The organism is Mobilicoccus caccae, from assembly GCF_030161635.1.
In the GTDB taxonomy this organism is placed as follows: Bacteria; Actinomycetota; Actinomycetes; order Actinomycetales; family Dermatophilaceae; genus Mobilicoccus; species Mobilicoccus caccae.
Window position 1 is genome coordinate 2,692,005 of sequence record NZ_BSUO01000001.1, and the last position, 17,736, is coordinate 2,709,740.

Here is a 17,736-nt window from a genome sequence, read left to right on the forward strand (position 1 = left end):
CGAGCAAGGAGCAGTCACGTGTCCGACACCACCGCGCAGGCCAGCTACCTCACGCAGGAGGCCTACGACCGCCTCGAGGCGGAGCTCAAGTACCTCTCGAGCGAGGGTCGCACGGAGATCAGCAAGCGCATCGAGGCGGCCCGCGACGAGGGCGACCTCCGTGAGAACGGCGGCTACCACGCCGCCAAGGAGGAGCAGGGCAAGATGGAGGCCCGCATCCGCCAGCTCACGCACCTGCTCCAGACGGCCGTCGTGGGCGAGACCCCTCCCGACGACGACGTCGTCGAGCCCGGCATGCTGGTGACGGTCGACATGTTCGGCGACGAGCTGAAGTTCCTCCTCGGCAGCCGCGAGATCCTCGGCGACGGTGACGACATCGACGTGTACTCCGAGAAGTCCCCGATGGGTGAGGCGATCAACGGCAAGAAGGCCGGCGACGAGGCGACCTACGACGCTCCCAACGGCAAGAGCATCACGGTCAAGATCCTCAAGGCCAAGCCGTACCGCGCGTGATGTTCTTCCGCCCAGAGCCCTCGATGGTCAGCCCGGCCGACGCCCTACCCGGGCGCAGCGAGCCGATGGCCGGTGTGCCCGACCTGCACCTCGTCACCCGCGCCCCGCTGAAGCCACCCTTCGGCGACGGCGTCGAGGTCGTGTACCTCGCCGGCGGCTGCTTCTGGGGCATCGAGCGGATCTTCTGGCGCCTCGACGGTGTCGTCAGCACCGCGGCGGGCTACATGGGTGGCTACACACCCAACCCGACGTACGAGGAGACGTGCACCGGGCGCACCGGTCACGCCGAGGCGGTGCTGGTCGCGTACGACCCGACCGTCATCGGCGCCGATCGGTTGTTCGCCACGTTCTTCGAGAACCACGACCCCACGACACCCAACCGGCAGGGCAACGACGTCGGCACCCAGTACCGCTCGGCGATCTACACCTCGACGCCCGAGCAGGGCGAGGCGGCCGTGGCCGCGCGGGATGCGTTCCAGAAGGTGCTCTCCGACGCCGGACACGGCACGATCACCACCGAGTTGCGCCCGGCCGAGGAGGCCGGCCCGTTCTACTACGCCGAGGAGCTCCACCAGCAATACCTGGAGAAGAACCCCGGCGGGTACTGCAACCACGGACCCAACGGCTACACCTGCCCGGTCGGCCTGGTCTGACCCGAGCCCGTATCGCCGACGAGCCGCCCCGCACACATCGTGCGGGGCGGCTCGTTCTCGTCGTGGCCGCGCCCGGGCGAGTGGTCACGGCGGGTGAAGAACAACACCGACGACATCGACAGCACCCCGATTCTCGTTCTCGCAGGTCAGAGGATCGCGGTGTCTGGCCAGGCGGTGTCGATGTTGTTCCTGTTGTTCTTCGATGTCGACGACCGATCAGCGCAGCCGGCCGCCCAGCCACGACGACTCCGATTCCAGCCGTTCCAGGAGTGTCTGGAGCGCGACGGCGCGCCGGTCGAGTTCCTCCTGCCGGGCGTCGAGGCGCTGCCCTCCGGTCTCGTCGATCGTGTACTCCGCGTCCTGGTGCAGTTCGGCCTGGATCCGCACGGCCAACGCGCCGACCCGGGGGTCGGAGGCCGCGTCGGAGGTGGACGCGACCGACCGCGCCACCGACGCGATCGCGCCCTCCACACCCACGGCGTCCCTGACGTACTCCCGGGCGAAGGCCTCACGGTCGAGTGAGACCCGCCCCTGCTGCACCGTCGTGCCGGGGATCAGCGGACGGCCCGACGCGTCGACGAAGGCGGCACCCACCGCCGCGACGAGGGGCGCGGCGACGGCGCCGAGCGTCTGGGTCGGGTCACCCGCGGGCGGGCCCGCGGCCGGGGTCGCCGACGCGAACGAGGAGGCGAACGAGGACGCCGCCGAGGAGATCGACGACCACATCGACGCCGCTGTCGTGGCCGGAGCCGCTGCGCCCGCGGGTGTCGGCGCCGCGGGGACCGAGGAGGCACCCTGAGGGCCGGCCACAGCGGCCACCTGCGCCACGGCGTCGACGAGTCCCTGCATCCGCTCGAGGGCGGGGCCGGGGTCGGGCGTGACGGCCAGGGTCACCGTGCCGGGGCCGTGAGCCGTCACGTCGAGACCGGCACGGATGTCGCTGAGAACCCGAGTGGCAGAAGTGAACTCGGCACCGTCGACGGCGACACGGGTCCGGTCGGCCAGGCCGTCGGTCGCCCCGGGTCCTGTCGCGGACACCCCCGCCAGCGTCGCGCCCGGCACGGTGATCCCGTCGACGAGGTCCCCCGTCGGCGCGGGCGCGACACCACCGGGCACGCCGATCGTCGCGCCGTCCGCACCCACGGGGACACCGGCACCCGGGAGCGCGGTCGTCTGCCCGCCTCCGGTCGCCGAAACGCCGGCACCGGGCGTCGACGCGGTGCCCGCCTCGAGGTCCGGGCCGGTGACGCCGGGGAGGACGACCCCGGAGACCACCGGCGTCGCGTCGGCACCCACCCCGACCAGCGGAGATCCCGAAACACCCGGCTGGGCGAGCGCGGCATCCCCGGGCACGGCACCCGGCGTGGACGGGATCGGTTGCCCCGCGACGGACAGCACGTCCAACCGCAACATCGCCGGGCCGGTGGCGTCCAGCGCCATGGCACCCGTGGCGGTCGCCACGGTCGGATCGCTCGTCCCGACCAGCACCGGGATGCCCGTGGCCTCCGCCCGCCGCGCGGCGGCACCGGCGAAGGCCATCGCGGAGTTGGCCTGGTGCAGCGTGGCGACGAGATCGCTGCTGCGCACGTCGCCGATGGCCCCGAGCGAGGCCGAGACGTTCTGCCCCAGCCGCGCAGAGGCCAGGCCCAGGGAGACGTCGAAAGCAGTGACGACGCCGGCCCGCCGAGCTGCTGCGCCGACCAGGTCCGTCGCCCGGTCCTCGAGGGCGGCGAGGGCGGCCTCCGGCGTCGCGGGAACGGCCGACACGGGCGCCGCCGTCACCGGGGACGCGAGCTGCACGGTTCCGCTCGGCGCCGCGGCGTCGGACGGCTCGACGGGCCAGGAGCCCCCGCGGCGATGTCGGCGGCGGTGACTCCCTCGGCGACCCGCAGGGTCAGGGCCGAATCACCCCGCAGCACGGGCGCGCCGGGTGTTCCTGAGCTGGTGGCCCCCGTCTGTTGAGCCGTGTTGACGGCCTCGGCGATCTTCGCCGCGACGGCGTCGAACTCCGCGATCGCCGGCCGCATCACGACACGATCGGCGCCGATGTATCCGCCGAGCCGTCCACCGACCGGTGCCGGCGTTCCGTCGGCCCAGGTCACCTCGAGCGATGCCGACGACCCCGCCGCCCTCTCCGGAGCCCCGGGCAACGGCGTGGCCACGGGTCGCTCGGGGGCGACCTCCGGCCGGGACGGCGACGGGGGAAGGGTGGTGATCGAGGCGGGAGGCGGAGCGTCCGTGCCGTCGTCGACCCCCTGGGCGTCGGCGGCGTCTCCGCCGGTGCCGTGGGTGCCGGTGAGGTCGTCGACCCACCGGTGGTCGGCAGGGTCGCGGGACGAGTCACGACCAGCGGCTCGGCCTGGTCGCCCCGGACGAGTGCCCGGTCGCCGAGGAGAAGATCCACGCTCCCGTCGGCGTTCTCGCGCGCGCTCGCGCCGGTCGTCTCGACGAGTCCGTCGACGAGCTGACGCTGGCGCGCCCGCAGCTCGGTGCGGCGTGCGTCGGTCGGGGGTTCGTCCGCCGTGAGTTCGCCGTTGATCCGCGCGAGTTCCTGCGCGTCGGTCCACGCGGACTCGGCCGCACGGACGGCGTTCTCCTGCATGGCGATCCGCATCGCGGTGAGTCGTGCGGCGGCCACCCGCGTGCGGGAGGCGACCCGCTCCGCGGCGTCGAGCCTGTCCTCGGCGAGCGCCTCCTCCTCGCGGGCGTTCAGCCCCGGCGGCTCCTCGTAGGCGCGTCCCATCTCGATGAGCTCGGGCCCGAGGCGGCGACGGGTGTCCGTGATCGCGTCGCGGAGACCCTCGGCAGTGCGCTGCTGGATCTCGGCCTCGTACCGGTCCGCGGTGAGGCGACGCGCCTCGGCCCGATTCTCCTCCGTCTCGATCTGCGGTTCGAGCACGGGCAGGACGGGTTCGACGACGGGGGTCTCCGAGCGTGGCGGGGACACAGGCGCGGCCGGCGGGGCGGGGGCCCGGCCGGTCGACTGCAGATCGGGCATCGATGTCATGGCGCACTCATCCGTGAGTCGGTGCGGTCATCCTGACCGGAGAAGTCGTCTCGCCTTCTCCTTGCCCTCATCGGCACGATGCCGATGGGCTTGAGAGCCGCGAACTCCGCAGGCCGGTCAATCGTTCAGACCCGGGCGAGTCCAGCGCTGCCACAGGGGCCGCCGGTACCGTGGATCCGCCGGGACCGAACGGAGGAGGACGACGCATGAGCCGAGCACGAACGCTGCTCGCGAGCGCCGCCATCGGCGGAGGGGCGAGCATCGCCGGGCTCGGAACGGCCGGTCTGGTCAGCTACGGACTGCTCAAGGTCGAGGCGCGCCTGGCGCGCCGCACCATCGGCAAACCGTTCGACATCTCCCCCGACGACACCAACATCTACGGCGCGGGCCTCGGTGCGCCGATCAAGCTCGTCGTCCTCGGCGACAGCCTGGCCGCGGGGCTCGGGGCGGACACCCGATTCCAGACGATGGGTGGCGTGCTCGCCACCGGCGTCTCCGCGCTGGCGGGCCGACCGGTCCAGTTGACCAACGTCGCGGAGGTCGGGGCGGAGTCGCCGTGGCTCGACGGGCAGGTCACCCGCGCCCTGGAGGCGGTGCCCGAGCCCGACGTGGCGCTCATCAGCATCGGCGGCAACGACGTCACGCACCGCATCCCCACGTCGGTCTCGGTGAGTCACCTACGCCACGCGGTCACCGAATTGCGCCGGGCCGGAGCCGAGGTCGTCGTGGGCACCTGCCCCGACCTGGGCACGATCGAGCCGCTCCCCCAGCCGCTGCGCACGTTGACCAAGCACTGGAGCCGCGATCTCGCGACGGCCCAGACCGTCGCCGTCGTCGAGTCGGGAGGCCGCACGGTCTCCCTGGGTGACCTGCTGCGGCCCGATTTCATCTCCGCGCCGGACCACATGTTCAGCGTCGACCGGTTTCACCCCAGCCCCGCCGGGTATGCGCGGGCGGCCGCCGCGATCCTGCCGAGCGTGTGCGCGGCCCTGGGCCTGTGGGCGGGTGAGTCGCACCGTGGTCCGGACCGGTTGCGCGGCGAGCGGGTCGGCACCGTCGAGGAGACCGCAGCCCGCGCGGCGCGACAGCCGGGTGCGGAGGTCAACGGGGTCCAGAGCAAGGGGCGCCGAGGCCTCGCGGTCCTGCTGAGGCGCCGCCGCCCGGACGGCCCACCCGAGCACGACATCGACGACGAGACCGACGGGCTGGACGAGATCGACGACGAGCGGGCCGACCTCACCCCCGGCACGGAGCGCGTCGTCACCGAGAAGGCGCTCCTGCAACCACCGCAGACCCAGGGCTGACGCTCGAACCGGATGCCCTGGCCTCCGGCCTCCGCACCAGGCGCGGGCTTCACGCGTGGGGAGCGGCCGCGAGGGTGCGTCTCAGGTGGGCCAGGCGCTCCCCCAACACCGCGTCGTCGGCGCCGGCACGCGCAGCCTCGTAGACCCCCACGCGCACCTGGTCGAGGGCGGTGGCCGGGCCCAGGTCGTCCACGCTTCCTCCGAGCAGTTCGGAGGCGAGCGCGCGCAGGTGCACCGTCCCCGAACGCGCCTGACCCACCGGCAGCGTGTGCCACCGGTGGGTCAGTCGGTCGAGCTCGGTGCGCGCGGCGGATCCGATCGGATCGTGCGCGCCGCTCATCAGTTGTTCTGGAAGTGCGCGAGCAGACGCAGGATCTCCAGGTACAGCCACACGACCGTGACGAGCAGGCCGTGGGCCAGCAGCCACGAGTACTTCTCCGGTGCGCCGGCGCGAACGGCCCGCGTGATGGAGTCGAAGTCGATGGCCAGAGAGTAGGAGGCGAGGCCGACGGCGAAGACCGAGACGAGGATGCCCATCATCGAGCCCTGCCCGAAGATGCCCCAGCCCTGGTTGGCGCCGAACATGGAGAAGCCCAGGTTGACCAGCGCGAAGATCAGGTAGCCGAAGATCGCCATGCCGAAGATGCGGCGGCTCTTGTCGGTGACCCGGACGATGTTCGTCTTCCAGCCGAGGAACATCGCGGCGAACACCGACAGGGTGGCGACGATCGCCGTGGTGACGATGCCGTCCCAGCGGGCGGCGAACACCGTGCTGATGCCACCGACCATGAAGCCTTCGAACACGGCGAAGGTGAGGATCAGCGCGGGGCTGATCGTCTTCTTGAAGGCGATGAACAGGCCGAGACCGAGGGTCACGAAGATGCCGGCCAGCATGGCCAGCGAGGCGATTCCGAGGCCCAGGACCATGCTGGCGGCCCAGGTCGCACCCGCGCTGACGAGCATGAGGCCGAACAGCAGTCCCGACTTCATGAAGACGTCGTCATACGTGACGCGGCCGGTCTGGACCGGGCCGGCCGACGGGCTGTTGTAGATGTCGTCGAGCCGGCCGGTGTTCATCGGTGCCTGGCCGGGGCGGTCCTGAAGCCCGGTGGGGCCGTAGGAGGACGACGAACGGCTGTCGCCGAAGCCCGCGTAACCGCGGCGGGACTCCTGCTCGATCCGGTTGAAGACCGGGTTGCTCATGGATGGGTGCCTTCCGATGGGAGACGTGTCACGGGTGTCAACGCTCTCATGGATCGCCGTGTTCCCCACGGTTCCTGGGGCGCGGTTCTGTGATCGTTTCGTGATCGGTACCCCCGACGGGACTCGAACCCGCACTTGGGCCATTTTAAGTGGCTCGCCTCTGCCGGTTGGGCTACGGGGGCCTCACCAGCGTAGACGCCGGCGAGACCCCGATCGTCACGACGCCGGGGGCCGCCGGCGGCGCGGGCCAGCGCGGCGTCGAGCATCGGCTCGGTGAGGCGCCTGGTGAAGGTGTTCTGCTGGCTGACGTGGTAGCTGCCGACGAGCCGGATCGGTCCGTGCGGCGAGCCCAGCTCCGCCTCGGCGCCGTGGGTGAACTTCGGACGGGGGCGAGGCACGGTCCATCCGAGGCGCAGCGCCGCCCCCACGGTCGCGGCCCAGCCGATGCCCCCGAGCGCCAGGATGCCGGTCAGGGTCGGTGCGGCGAGTTCGAGGTCGCGATCGAGCCACGGTGCGCAGGTGTGGCGTTCCAGCGGCGTCGGCGCGTTTCCCGGCGGCGCGCAGCGGACGGGCGCGACGATCCGGGCGCCTACCAACTCGAGCCCGTCGCCGGCGTGGACGCTCTCGGGCTGGGTGGCGAATCCCGCCCGGAACAACGCGGCGTGGATCCAGTCGCCGCTGCGGTCGCCGGTGAACATGCGTCCGGTGCGATTGGCGCCGTGGGCGGCCGGCGCCAGACCGACGACGAGGAGTCGTGGCGCGACGTCGCCGAGCGAGGCGACGGGCCGACCCCAGTAGGGCTGGTCGGCGAACGCCGCACGCTTCTCGCGCGCCACCTGCTCACGCCACTCCACGAGCCGCGGGCAGGCCCGGCACACCGAGCTGCGGGCGTCGAGGTCGTGGACGCCGCCCGTGGCCGCCAGGCGTTCGACGTCGGGCGCGGAGTGCGCGACGGTGGTCCTCGCGTCGGCGGGGTCACCGGGCCAACCGGTGCCGGGCGGGACGGGCGAGTCGAAGTCCTGCCCGGTGATCGGGTGTCTCACCCGAGCCTCAGTGCCATGCCGTCGAGGATGTCGCTCTCGGAGGTCCGCAACGTCAGCCCGGGCGATCCGACGACGACGCGGCGCACGATGCGCGACCAGATCAGGGCCCCGGCGCCGATGACGTCGACGCGGCCGGGGTGCATGTAGGGCAACGTCGCTCGACGGGCCACGGGGGTCATCAGCATGTCCTCGCAGGCCGCGAGCATCACGGCGACGGGCATCTCGGCGCCGTGGATCCGTGAGCGGTCGTAGCCGTCGAGACGCAGCGCGTGCGCCGTGAGCGTGGTGATGGTGCCGGCCACGCCGACGAGGGTGTCGATGTCGGTCAGCGGGACGACGGCCTGCGCCTCGTCGAGCCGGGCGTCGATCTCGGCGGCGGAGGTGGCGATGGCGTCGACGCCGGGCGGGTCGCCGTGGAGGAGCCGTTCGGTCAGGCGCACCGACCCCAGGTCGACGCTGACCGAGGACTCCCGCACCGCCCCGTCGGCCTGGCCGGCGATGAACTCCGTCGAGCCCCCGCCGAGGTCGACGACGAGTGCCCGCCCCAAGGAGTCCGTCGAGGTCGAGGTCAGCGCGGCCGTCGCGCCGAGGAAGGACAGGTCGGCCTCCTCGAGACCGTCGATGACCTCCGGCTCGACGCCGGGCAGTTCGGCGCGGACGCCGGCGAAGAACTCCTCGGCGTTGGCCGCGTCGCGGGAGGCGGAGGTCGCCGCGAACCGCATGCGTTCGACCCCGGCGTCGGCGCAGACCCCGGCGTACTCGCGCAGCACGGCGAAGGCGCGGGACATCGCCTCGGCGGAGATCCGCCCGGTGGCATCGACCCCTTCACCGAGCCGGACGATCTCGTTGTACCGCCCCACCTCGGTGAGCCGGCCGTCGGCGACGTCGGCCACGAGCAGTCGCAGGGAGTTCGTGCCGCAGTCGACGACACCGGCGCGCATGGGGGTCTCCTCAGTCTCGGGTGGTGCAGGGGCCGGCCTCGCCCCACGGGGCGAGCGCCTCGAGTGCCTCGTCGCCGAGGGGGTTGACGCCCGGTCCGGCGGCCAGGGAGTGGCCGATCAGCACGTGCAGGCACTTGACGCGGTCGGGCATGCCACCTGCGGAGATGCCCTCGATCTCCTCGACCCGGCCGAGCTCGGCGCGTCGTCGGAGATAGTCCTCGTGCGCGGCCCGGTAGTGGGCGGCGAGGTCGGGATCCTCGGCGAGGCGCTCGGACATCTCCTTCATCAGTCCGGAGGACTCGAGCGTGCTCGTCATTCCCGTCAGCCGCGGGCAGGTCGCGTAGAAGGTCGTCGGGAACGGGGTGCCGTCGGGCAGCCGGGGGGCGGTGGCGACGACGTCGGGGTCGCCGCAGGCGCAGCGGTGGGCGACGGCGACGACTCCGCGCGGCACGCGTCCGAGCTGCCGTTCGATGGCGGCGAGGTCCTCGGGCGAGGGAGCGTCGGCGTTCCCGGGTCCGGGGTCGCGTCGATCCGTCGAAGGGCTGGTCATGCGGGGTGCCTCAGGGGATTCGGGGCGGCTCGGTGGGAGCGCCGGTGGTGACGTCGGAGGGCTCGCTCTCGGTCCCTCCATCGAGGCGGGAAACGGGCGCCCCGGCGGGGTCGGTGCCCATCGTGTCGCCGGTCTCGACGGACTCCCAGATGCGGGAGTACCAGGCCTGCGGGCCGTCCCCGGTGGCGGGATCGATGACCGAGAGGCTGCCGCGAGGTGTCTGATCGCGCAGGGATTCCGCGCCGACGACGACGTAGGACGTCTCCCCCGGACGCACGTAGCGCAGCCGCTCCCGGCTCTGCTGTTCGATGTAGGCGGGGTCCTGCCACTGCTGCTTGCGCTGCTGCAGTTCGGCGACGCGGCTCTGCTGGCTCGCCACGGAGGTCTGCAGATCGCGGTACTCCTGTTGCTGCACGAGGTAGGCCCGCAGCGGCGGGACGAGCATGACGGCGAGGAGGACGAACACGCCCCCGAGCATCGCGAGCCGCCGCGTGGACCTGCGGGCGAACGCGCCCGGCATGGTCGGCCGGCGCAGGCCGGGCGTGGCTCGGCGTGGTGCCTGACGTGGACCGGCGGACCCCGCCGGGCGCGACCGATCGCCGGCGCCGGGACGCCGGCCGGCGGTCGCGCCGCGAGACCCCGGGGCCCGCCGGGTCTGACCCGGCGAGCCCTGGGGTGCGCGACGGCGGGGGCCGTTGGTAGCCAAGGTCAGGCGGTGAAGCGCGGGAAGGCCGCCGCGCCCGCGTACTCGGCCGCGTCGTCGAGGAGTTCCTCGATGCGCAGGAGCTGGTTGTACTTGGCGACGCGCTCGGAACGGGCCGGGGCACCGGTCTTGATCTGGCCGCAGTTGGTGGCCACGGCCAGGTCGGCGATGGTGGTGTCCTCGGTCTCGCCGCTGCGGTGGCTCATCATGCAGCGGTAGCCGTTGACCTGCGCCATCGTGACGGCGTCGAGGGTCTCGGTGAGCGAGCCGATCTGGTTGACCTTGACCAGCAGGGCGTTGGCCGTGCCGGTCTCGATGCCGCGGGAGAGGCGCTCGGGGTTGGTGACGAACAGGTCGTCGCCGACGAGCTGGACCTTGTCGCCGAGGCGGTCGGTCATCGACTTCCAGCCGTCCCAGTCGTCCTCGTTCAGCGGGTCCTCGATGGAGACCAGCGGGTAGTCCTGCACGAGACCGGCGTAGAACTCGACCATCTCGTCGGCGGTCTTGGTGCCGCCCTCCCACGCGTAGCTGCCGTCCTCGTTGTAGAACTCCGAGGCGGCGACGTCGAGCGCGAGCGCGATGTCCTGGCCGGGGGTGTAGCCGGCGCCGGAGATGGCCTCCATGATGACGTCGAGCGCCTCACGGTTGCTGCCGAGGTTGGGCGCGAAGCCACCCTCGTCGCCCAGGCCGGTGGCGAGGCCCTTGTCCTTGAGCACCTTCTTGAGCTGGTGGTAGACCTCGGCGCCCCAGCGCAGGGCCTCCTTGAAGGTCGGCGCGCCGATGGGCGCGATCATGAACTCCTGGATGTCGACGTTGGTGTCCGCGTGGGAACCGCCGTTGAGGATGTTCATCATCGGCACCGGGAGCACGTGGGCGTTGGGGCCACCGACGTAGCGGAAGAGCGGCAGACCGGCGGAGTCGGCGGCGGCACGGGCCACGGCGAGGGAGACGCCGAGGATGGCGTTGGCGCCGAGGTTGCCCTTGTTGTCGGTGCCGTCGAGGGCGAGCATCTCGTTGTCGATGAGGCGCTGGTCGCTGGCGTCAAAGCCGACGAGGCGCGGGTGATCTCGTCGATGACAGCGTCGACGGCCTGCTCGACGCCCTTGCCGAGGTAGCGACCCGTGTCGCCGTCACGCTTCTCCACGGCCTCGAAGGCGCCGGTGGAGGCACCGCTCGGAACCGCGGCGCGGGAGACGGTGCCGTCCTCGAGGAGGACCTCGACCTCGACGGTGGGGTTGCCCCGTGAATCCAGGATCTCTCGGGCCTCGATGTGCTCGATACTTGCCACGAATCTCTCCTTGCTGGTGATGTGTCCGGGTGCGATGCCCAGCCTAGTGGGTGGCACCGACGGGACGCAGTCGGGCGCGCAGGTCCTGAGCCGTGCGGCGCGCGCAGGTCGGGGGCGCTCTCACCACGCTGGTCGGCACGCGACTGCCGCGCCCCTTCCCCATCTCGAACCGTCTGCGAGGAGAGGCGGTTCCACCCTGGGCGCTGTGGTGTCAGGTCGTGGTGGTGGCGTCGCGTTCCAGGCGGTGGAGCGCGTCGCGGAGTTCGGCGGAGGGGTCCTTGCCGGCGCGGCGTGCGTCGAGGACGAGGGCGAGCATCCGATCCCCGAGCGAGTCCGTCGGGACGGAGTCCGGCAGCAACCCGGCCCGATCCAGCCGCGAGGCGACCTTCGTCGCACGCTCCAGCGGGGGCATCCCGTGGGGGATTCCGTCGAGCGGCCCGGTGCGGTGCGGTTTCTCGGCGCCCTTGATCGCGTCCCAGTTGCTCTCGACCTCCGAGGCGCCGGTGACCGCGAGGCCGTCGAAGACGTGCGGGTGTCGCCGCCGGAGCTTGGCGACGATGCCGCGGGCGACGTCGTCGATGTCGAACGGGTCGGGGCCGTCCTGCCCGACGCGCGCGTGGAAGACGACCTGCAGCAGCACGTCGCCGAGTTCGTCGACGACGTCGGCCTGCGTCCCGTGTTCGATGGCCTCGGCGAGTTCGTAGGCCTCCTCCACCGCGTACGGCGCGAGGGAGGCGTGCGTCTGTTCGGCGTCCCAGGGGCAGCCGCCCGGCGAGCGGAGGCGGTCCATCACCTCCAAGAGCTCGAGCAACCCCTCCCCGCGACGGCCGTCGTCCGGCCGGGTGTCCACCGCGGGATCAGTGCCCCTGCGGCGGCATCTGCATCTGCTCCGCGTCCTGTCGGATCCAGTTGGTGGGTTCGTTGACGTACTTGGGGCTGATGACGATGGAGCCGGACTCCAGCCCCTGACCGATCTGCTGGAACGCCACGTCGCTCGCGGCCAGCACACGCTGCAGCTGCTCGGGGTTGCCGGTCATGGTGCCCGGCTGGCCGGCTGCCTGGCGCGCCTCGGAGACCACCGTGACCGCGGCCATCGTGCTCAGCGCCTGCAGGGTGGGTTCGGAGAGCTGCGCCTGGGGGTCGGGCAGCAGCCTGCGACCGTCCTGCGGCCCGACGGCCACCCCGGCCTGACGCAGGTGCTCGTTGAGGATGGGGCCGAAGGCGAGGAACTGTGTCACGGCCTCGGCGTTGATCGGCTGCGGCATCTGCTGGCCGGCGAGTTCGGTGACCGCCGTGTCGACGTCACGCTCGGAGACGACGCGGTCTCCGACCCGGGCGGCGGCGCTGGGGTCGGCCTCGGTGCATCCGGCCAGGGCCAGCGAGAGCGAGAGGGCGACTCCGGCCGCGACGCGGCGGCTGAGGTGGGACTTCACGAACGTGTCCTTTCGACGTGGCGTGTCCATGTCTCTGGTGTCTCGGTAGCTCGATGACGCGCTGCGAGTGGAGAACGCGGTTGATGCCATTGTCACCCGTCAGCTCCGAGAAGCGGCCACCGGCGCCCCGGGTGCGTCGAGGACGACCGCAGACAGCACTTGCGCCGCCCAGGTGAGGACGTCCCTGTCGCGCAGGGGAGCTCCGCCGACGGGGCGGGTCTTCGGGCGGGGGATGAGCACGGTCCGCGTGGCGGGTTTGATCAGCGAGCCCTTGTAGAGGCGCTGCAGCCGCAGGCTCTGGCTCTCGGTGAGTTCGAGCGGGGCGAAACGCACGTGGTTTCCCTGGACGCCGATGTCACCGACCCCCGCGCGCCTGGCGACCGTGCGCAGCCGGGCGACCTCGATGAGGTTGCTCACCGGCTCGGGGAAGTCGCCGTAGCGGTCGCGCAGTTCGGCCTCGATGCCGTCGAGCTGGTCGCCGTCCTCGACGGCCGCCAGCTTCTTGTACGCCTCGAGGCGCAGGCGTTCTCCGGGCACGTAGTCGTGCGGCAGGTGCGCGTCGACGGGCAGTTCGATCTTGATCTCGGTGGGCCGTTCCTCACCGCCGCCGTCACGGAAGTCGGCGACGGCCTCCCCCACGAGCCGCACGTAGAGGTCGAACCCGACTCCCTCGATGTGGCCGGACTGCTCGCCGCCGAGCAGGTTTCCGGCGCCGCGGATCTCGAGGTCCTTCATCGCGACCTGCATGCCGGAACCGAGGTCGGTGTGGCTGGCGATGGTGGCCAGGCGGTCGTGGGCCGTGTCGTTGAGGGGCTTGTCGGGCGGGTAGAGGAAGTAGGCGTAGGCGCGCTCACGGCCGCGTCCGACCCGGCCGCGCAACTGGTGGAGCTGGGAGAGCCCGAAGGTGTCGGCCCGGTCGAGGATGAGGGTGTTGGCGTTGCTGATGTCCAGACCGGTCTCGATGATCGTCGTGCACACCAGTACGTCGAACTTCTTCTCCCAGAAGTCGACGACGACCTGTTCGAGGCGGTGCTCCCCCATCTGCCCGTGGGCGGTGGCGACCCGCGCCTCGGGGACGAGTTCACGGATCCGTGAGGCGACCTTCTCGATGGAGCGCACCTTGTTGTGCACGAAGAACAGCTGGCCCTCGCGCAGCAGCTCGCGCCGGATCGCGGCGGTGATCTGCTTCTCGTCGTAACCGCCGACGAAGGTGAGGACGGGATGGCGCTCCTCGGGCGGGGTGGCCAGCGTGCTCATTTCACGGATGCCGGTGACGGCCATCTCGAGGGTGCGCGGGATGGGGGTGGCCGACATGGCGAGCACGTCGACGTTGGTGCGCAGGGCCTTGAGCTGCTCCTTGTGCTCGACGCCGAACCGCTGCTCCTCGTCGATGATCACCAGGCCGAGGTCTTTGAACCGCACCGCGGAGGTGAGCAGGGCGTGCGTGCCGATGACGAGGTCGACGCTGCCGTCCTTCAGCCCGTCGATCACGGCCTCGCGTTCCTTGGCGCTCTGGAACCGGGAGAGCGCCTTGACCGTGACCGGGAACTGGGCGTACCGCTCGGAGAAGGTCTGGAAGTGCTGTTGCACGAGGAGGGTCGTGGGCACGAGCACGGCGACCTGTTTGCCGTCCTGGATCGCCTTGAAGGCGGCGCGGACGGCGATCTCGGTCTTGCCGTAGCCGACGTCGCCGCAGATCAGACGGTCCATCGGCACCGTCTTCTCCATGTCCTCCTTGACCTCGTCGATACTGCTGAGCTGGTCGGGGGTCTCGACGTAGGCGAAGGCGTCCTCGAGCTCGCGCTGCCAGGGGGTGTCGGGGGCGAAGGCGTGGCCGGTGGTGGCCATGCGGGCGCTGTACAGGCGGATGAGTTCGCCGGCGATCTCGCGGACGTGCTTGCGGGCGCGTGACTTGGTCTTCTGCCAGTCCGACCCGCCGAGCTTGTTGAGGCTGGGCGCCTCGCCTCCGACGTAGCGGGTGATCTGGTCGAGCTGGTCGGTGGGCACGTACAGGCGGTCGCCGGGTTGTCCCCGCTTGGAGGAGGCGTACTCGATGACGACGTACTCGCGCGTGGCGCCCTGCACGGTGCGCTGCACCATCTCGACGAAGCGGCCGACGCCGTGTTGTTCGTGGACGACGTGGTCGCCGGGTCGCAGTGAGAGGGGGTCGACCTGGTTGCGGCGGCGGGAGGGCATGCGGCGCATGTCGCGGGTGGACCCGCCGGCCCCGGCGCCGGTGTTGCCGACGAGGTCGGCCTCGGTGAGCAGCACGAGCCCGGCTCCCGGGGCGACGGCGCCGCGGGAGAGGCGTCCGGCGACGATCTCGACGACGCCGTCCTCGGCCTCGATCGCGTCCCTGCGCAGGCGGTGCGGCACTTCGGCGTCGAGCAGGTGTTCGGCAAGGCGACGGCCGAATCCCTTGCCTTCGGTGACGACGATGATCTTGCGTCGCTGCTCGACCCATTCACGCAGGTCGGTGACGGCGGCTTCGCTGTCGCCGCGGTAGCCGGTGACGTCGGCGCTGTCGACGCGGAGGGTGAGGATCGCGTCGTCGACGTCGCTGAGGACCTCGGGTCGCTCCGTCGTGGGCGCGTCCTCCTCGCCGGGGGCGGGGATGGGTGCGGCGGCGAAGCTGGTGAAGGTCCACCAGGGCAGGTCGTGGATGAGGGCGTGGGCGCGCACCTGGGCGAGGGAGAGGTAGCTGGACTGGTCGAGGACGCCGCGCAGGTCGACGGGGACGTGGTTGCCGGCGGCGGCGTTGGCCCAGCTCGCCTCGAGGAACTCCTCGCTGGTGGCGACGAGGTCGTGGGCGCGGGCCCGGATGCGTTCGGGGTCGAGGAGCACCACGCGGGAGGAGGCGGGGAGGACGTCGAGCACGGTCTCCATGCCGTCGACGAGGGCGGGCATGAACGATTCCATGCCCTCCACGGCGATGCCTTCGGCGACCTTGCCGAGCAGGTCGGCCACGCCGGGGAGGCGGGCGGCGAGTTCGCGGGCGCGTGCGCGGACGGAGGGAGTGAGCAGCAGTTCGCGGCAGGGCGGTGCCCAGAGTCCGCCTTCGGCGACCTCGAGGCTGCGCTGGTCGGCGACGGCGAAGCTGCGGATCTCTTCGACCTCGTCACCGAAGAACTCCAGGCGCACCGGGTGTTGTTCGGTGGGTGGGAAGACGTCGAGAACCCCACCTCGCACGGCGAACTCACCGCGACGTTCGACGAGGTCGGTGCGGGTGTAGGCGGCGGCGACGAGTCCTTCGACGAGCTGGTCGAGGGGGTATTCCTGCCCGGCGACGACCGACACGGGTGCGAGGTCGCCCAGCCCCGCCGCGATGGGCTGGAGCAGGGCGCGCACCGGCGCGACGACGACGTCGAGGGGGCCGTGGTCGGCGGTGTCGGGGTGGGCCAGCCGGCGGAGGACGGCGAGGCGTCGCCCCACCGTGTCGCTGCGGGGGCTGAGGCGTTCGTGCGGGAGGGTCTCCCAGGAGGGGAAGTCGGCGATGCGCTCGGGAGCCAGGAAGCAGGACAACGCCTCCGCCAGGTCCTCGGCCTCGCGGCCCGTGGCCGTGACGGCCAGGACGGTGCCGGGTGTGGGCGACTCCCCTGCCCCCCCCGGCCAGCGCTGCGGTGAGCAACGGACGCAGCCCCGGCGCGACGGTGACGTCGACCAGCGCGCCGTCGGGCCCGGACTCACGGGCCAGCTCGACCGCGCGCGCGACGGCCGGGTCCTCGCGCACCACGTCGACGAGACGGGCAAGACTCATGGGTGAGGCACTCCTGACGTGATGATCGGCGACGGCGAGCCACGACCGACGAGCAGGAGGCGGGAGTCCGTCGTACACGAGACCCATCCCCCGCGGCGTCACCGCGGAACGTCGAGCCCAGCGTAGAACGCACCACCGACAGCCCTCACACCTGCATCGATGCCGGCGGCCCGGCAAGCGGGGAAGGCCTGAATACGGCGGCTGTGGTCGACCGCCTCCCCCTGGCTCATCAGTGACGAACACAGCCGCGGCCTGGACGGATCAGGCGGTGTATCCCTCTGGGTTTCGAGACTGCCAGCGCCAGGCGTCGCTGCAGATGTCGTCGATGGTCTTCTCGGCTTTCCACCCCAGAACGCTCTCCGCCACCGAAGGGTCCGCATAAGAGATGGCGATGTCACCTGGCCGCCGTTCCGCGACCTGCACAGGGATGGTGCGACCGCTGGCCCGCTCGAAGGCGGCAACGAGTTCACGGACGCTCGTCCCGGCGCCGGTGCCGAGGTTGAACGTGCTGACCGGCTCCTCCGTAGCGCGCAGGTGTGTCAGGGCATGGACATGTCCACGAGCCAGATCCTCGACATGGATGAAGTCGCGCACTCCCGTCCCGTCCGGAGTGGGGTAGTCGTCCCCGAAGATCGTCAGATGATCACGGCGCCCGACTGCCACCTGAGCCACGAACGGCAGCAAGTTGTTGGGTACGCCCTGAGGGTCCTCCCCGAGCCGGCCCGAAGGATGGGCCCCGACGGGGTTGAAGTAGCGCAGGATACCGATCCTCCACGTGGGGTCGGCGACAGCCAGGTCCCGGAGGATCTGCTCGATCATGACCTTGGTCCACCCGTACGGGTTGGTCGCGGACGTCTGCCGCCCCTCCGTCACGGGTGATGTCGCATCCGGCCCGTAAACGGTGGCCGATGATGAGAAGACCAGCCGACGGACTTCCCTGCTCTGGCAGGCTTCCAACAGCGCAAGCGTCGAACCGAGGTTATGGCGGTAGTACCGAAGAGGCTCGACGACGCTCTCCCCCACTGCCTTCAGACCCGCGAAGTGAAGAACCTCGCACACCTCGTACTCGTCCATGACATCGCCGAGTGACGCCCCGTCGGAGACATCGATTCGGACGAGTGGGACGGGTCGCCCGGACAATTCTTCCAGCCGGTCGAGCACCCGTGGCGAGGCATTCGACAAGTCGTCGGCAACGAGAACGTCTGCATCGCCCTGGAGCAGCTGGAGCACCGTGTGAGATCCGATGTATCCAGCGCCTCCGGTCACCAGGATGGTCATGGGCCGAGCATTCCAGACCGGACGCCACCCAGGCAAAGCACCCTGAGGGCGCCGGCGTTCAGA

The 17,736-nt window shown here is 71.4% G+C and carries 14 protein-coding genes, 1 tRNA gene and 3 pseudogenes; 3 read left to right on the plus strand and 15 right to left on the minus strand.

What is annotated here, in order from left to right; all coding sequences use genetic code 11:
* The first annotated feature begins 18 nt into the window (after positions 1–18).
* Positions 19–513 carry a transcription elongation factor GreA gene (gene greA, locus QQK49_RS13250; RefSeq protein ID WP_284304327.1) on the plus strand — a complete coding sequence of 165 codons (495 nt, stop codon included), beginning with the start codon at positions 19–21 and terminating at the stop codon, positions 511–513.
* Entirely contained in the window at positions 513–1,166 is a 654-nt protein-coding gene (gene msrA / locus QQK49_RS13255; RefSeq protein ID WP_284304328.1) for a peptide-methionine (S)-S-oxide reductase MsrA, read from the plus strand. The genes greA and msrA overlap by 1 nt, the downstream gene beginning before the upstream one ends.
* Positions 1,167–1,382: 216 nt before the next feature.
* On the opposite strand, the gene QQK49_RS13260 is transcribed toward msrA, so the two are convergent.
* Genes QQK49_RS13260 through QQK49_RS13270 form a run of 3 tightly spaced genes read right to left on the minus strand, consistent with a single transcriptional unit; the run spans position 1,383 to position 4,173 of the window.
* On the minus strand, positions 1,383–2,966 hold the full coding sequence (locus QQK49_RS13260) for a hypothetical protein (protein ID WP_284304329.1): 1,584 nt from the start codon (positions 2,964–2,966) through the stop codon (positions 1,383–1,385).
* A complete protein-coding gene (locus tag QQK49_RS23340) occupies positions 2,945–3,328 on the minus strand; it encodes a FlgK family flagellar hook-associated protein (protein WP_431310537.1) in 384 nt (127 codons plus the stop codon). Before QQK49_RS23340 ends, QQK49_RS13260 begins: the two co-directional genes overlap by 22 nt.
* The gene (locus QQK49_RS13270; RefSeq protein ID WP_284304331.1) at positions 3,265–4,173 is read right to left on the minus strand and encodes a FlgK family flagellar hook-associated protein; all 909 of its coding nucleotides are present in this window, start codon (positions 4,171–4,173) and stop codon (positions 3,265–3,267) included. The genes QQK49_RS23340 and QQK49_RS13270 overlap by 64 nt, the downstream gene beginning before the upstream one ends.
* A gap of 206 nt (positions 4,174–4,379) precedes the next feature.
* Between QQK49_RS13270 and QQK49_RS13275 the strand changes: the two genes are divergently transcribed.
* Positions 4,380–5,477: an SGNH/GDSL hydrolase family protein gene (locus tag QQK49_RS13275; protein WP_284304332.1), complete on the plus strand. Its 1,098-nt coding sequence runs from the start codon at positions 4,380–4,382 to the stop codon at positions 5,475–5,477.
* A gap of 49 nt (positions 5,478–5,526) precedes the next feature.
* On the opposite strand, the gene QQK49_RS13280 is transcribed toward QQK49_RS13275, so the two are convergent.
* The 12 genes and pseudogenes from QQK49_RS13280 to galE form a co-directional block, all read right to left on the minus strand.
* Positions 5,527–5,817: a hypothetical protein gene (locus QQK49_RS13280; protein ID WP_284304333.1), complete on the minus strand. Its 291-nt coding sequence runs from the start codon at positions 5,815–5,817 to the stop codon at positions 5,527–5,529.
* Entirely contained in the window at positions 5,817–6,680 is an 864-nt protein-coding gene (locus QQK49_RS13285) for a Bax inhibitor-1/YccA family protein (RefSeq protein ID WP_284304334.1), read from the minus strand. The genes QQK49_RS13280 and QQK49_RS13285 overlap by 1 nt, the downstream gene beginning before the upstream one ends.
* Before the next feature lie 108 nt (positions 6,681–6,788).
* Positions 6,789–6,862: transfer RNA gene (locus QQK49_RS13290), tRNA-Leu, on the minus strand.
* 54 nt (positions 6,863–6,916) lie between these two features.
* Positions 6,917–7,723: pseudogene (locus tag QQK49_RS13295) on the minus strand (uracil-DNA glycosylase); the annotation flags it as partial.
* Positions 7,720–8,664 carry a Ppx/GppA phosphatase family protein gene (locus QQK49_RS13300; protein WP_284304335.1) on the minus strand — a complete coding sequence of 315 codons (945 nt, stop codon included), beginning with the start codon at positions 8,662–8,664 and terminating at the stop codon, positions 7,720–7,722. The pseudogene QQK49_RS13295 and the gene QQK49_RS13300, both read right to left, overlap by 4 nt.
* Positions 8,665–8,674: 10 nt before the next feature.
* A complete protein-coding gene (locus QQK49_RS13305; protein ID WP_284304336.1) occupies positions 8,675–9,214 on the minus strand; it encodes a DUF501 domain-containing protein in 540 nt (179 codons plus the stop codon).
* Positions 9,215–9,224: 10 nt separating this feature from the next.
* Positions 9,225–9,680 carry an FtsB family cell division protein gene (locus QQK49_RS13310; RefSeq protein WP_284304337.1) on the minus strand — a complete coding sequence of 152 codons (456 nt, stop codon included), beginning with the start codon at positions 9,678–9,680 and terminating at the stop codon, positions 9,225–9,227.
* A 242-nt stretch (positions 9,681–9,922) separates the two neighbouring features.
* A pseudogene (eno, locus tag QQK49_RS13315) lies at positions 9,923–11,205 on the minus strand (phosphopyruvate hydratase).
* Positions 11,206–11,416: 211 nt separating this feature from the next.
* Positions 11,417–12,055, minus strand: a complete 639-nt coding sequence (locus tag QQK49_RS13320) for a nucleoside triphosphate pyrophosphohydrolase (RefSeq protein ID WP_284304338.1) — start codon at positions 12,053–12,055, stop codon at positions 11,417–11,419.
* Between the two features lie 7 nt (positions 12,056–12,062).
* Positions 12,063–12,638, minus strand: a complete 576-nt coding sequence (locus QQK49_RS13325; RefSeq protein ID WP_284304339.1) for a hypothetical protein — start codon at positions 12,636–12,638, stop codon at positions 12,063–12,065.
* A 99-nt stretch (positions 12,639–12,737) separates the two neighbouring features.
* Positions 12,738–16,395 (minus strand): annotated as a pseudogene (gene mfd / locus QQK49_RS13330) (transcription-repair coupling factor).
* Positions 16,396–16,656: 261 nt separating this feature from the next.
* Entirely contained in the window at positions 16,657–17,673 is a 1,017-nt protein-coding gene (gene galE, locus QQK49_RS13335) for a UDP-glucose 4-epimerase GalE (RefSeq protein ID WP_284304340.1), read from the minus strand.
* Between the last annotated feature and the right edge of the window lie 63 nt (positions 17,674–17,736).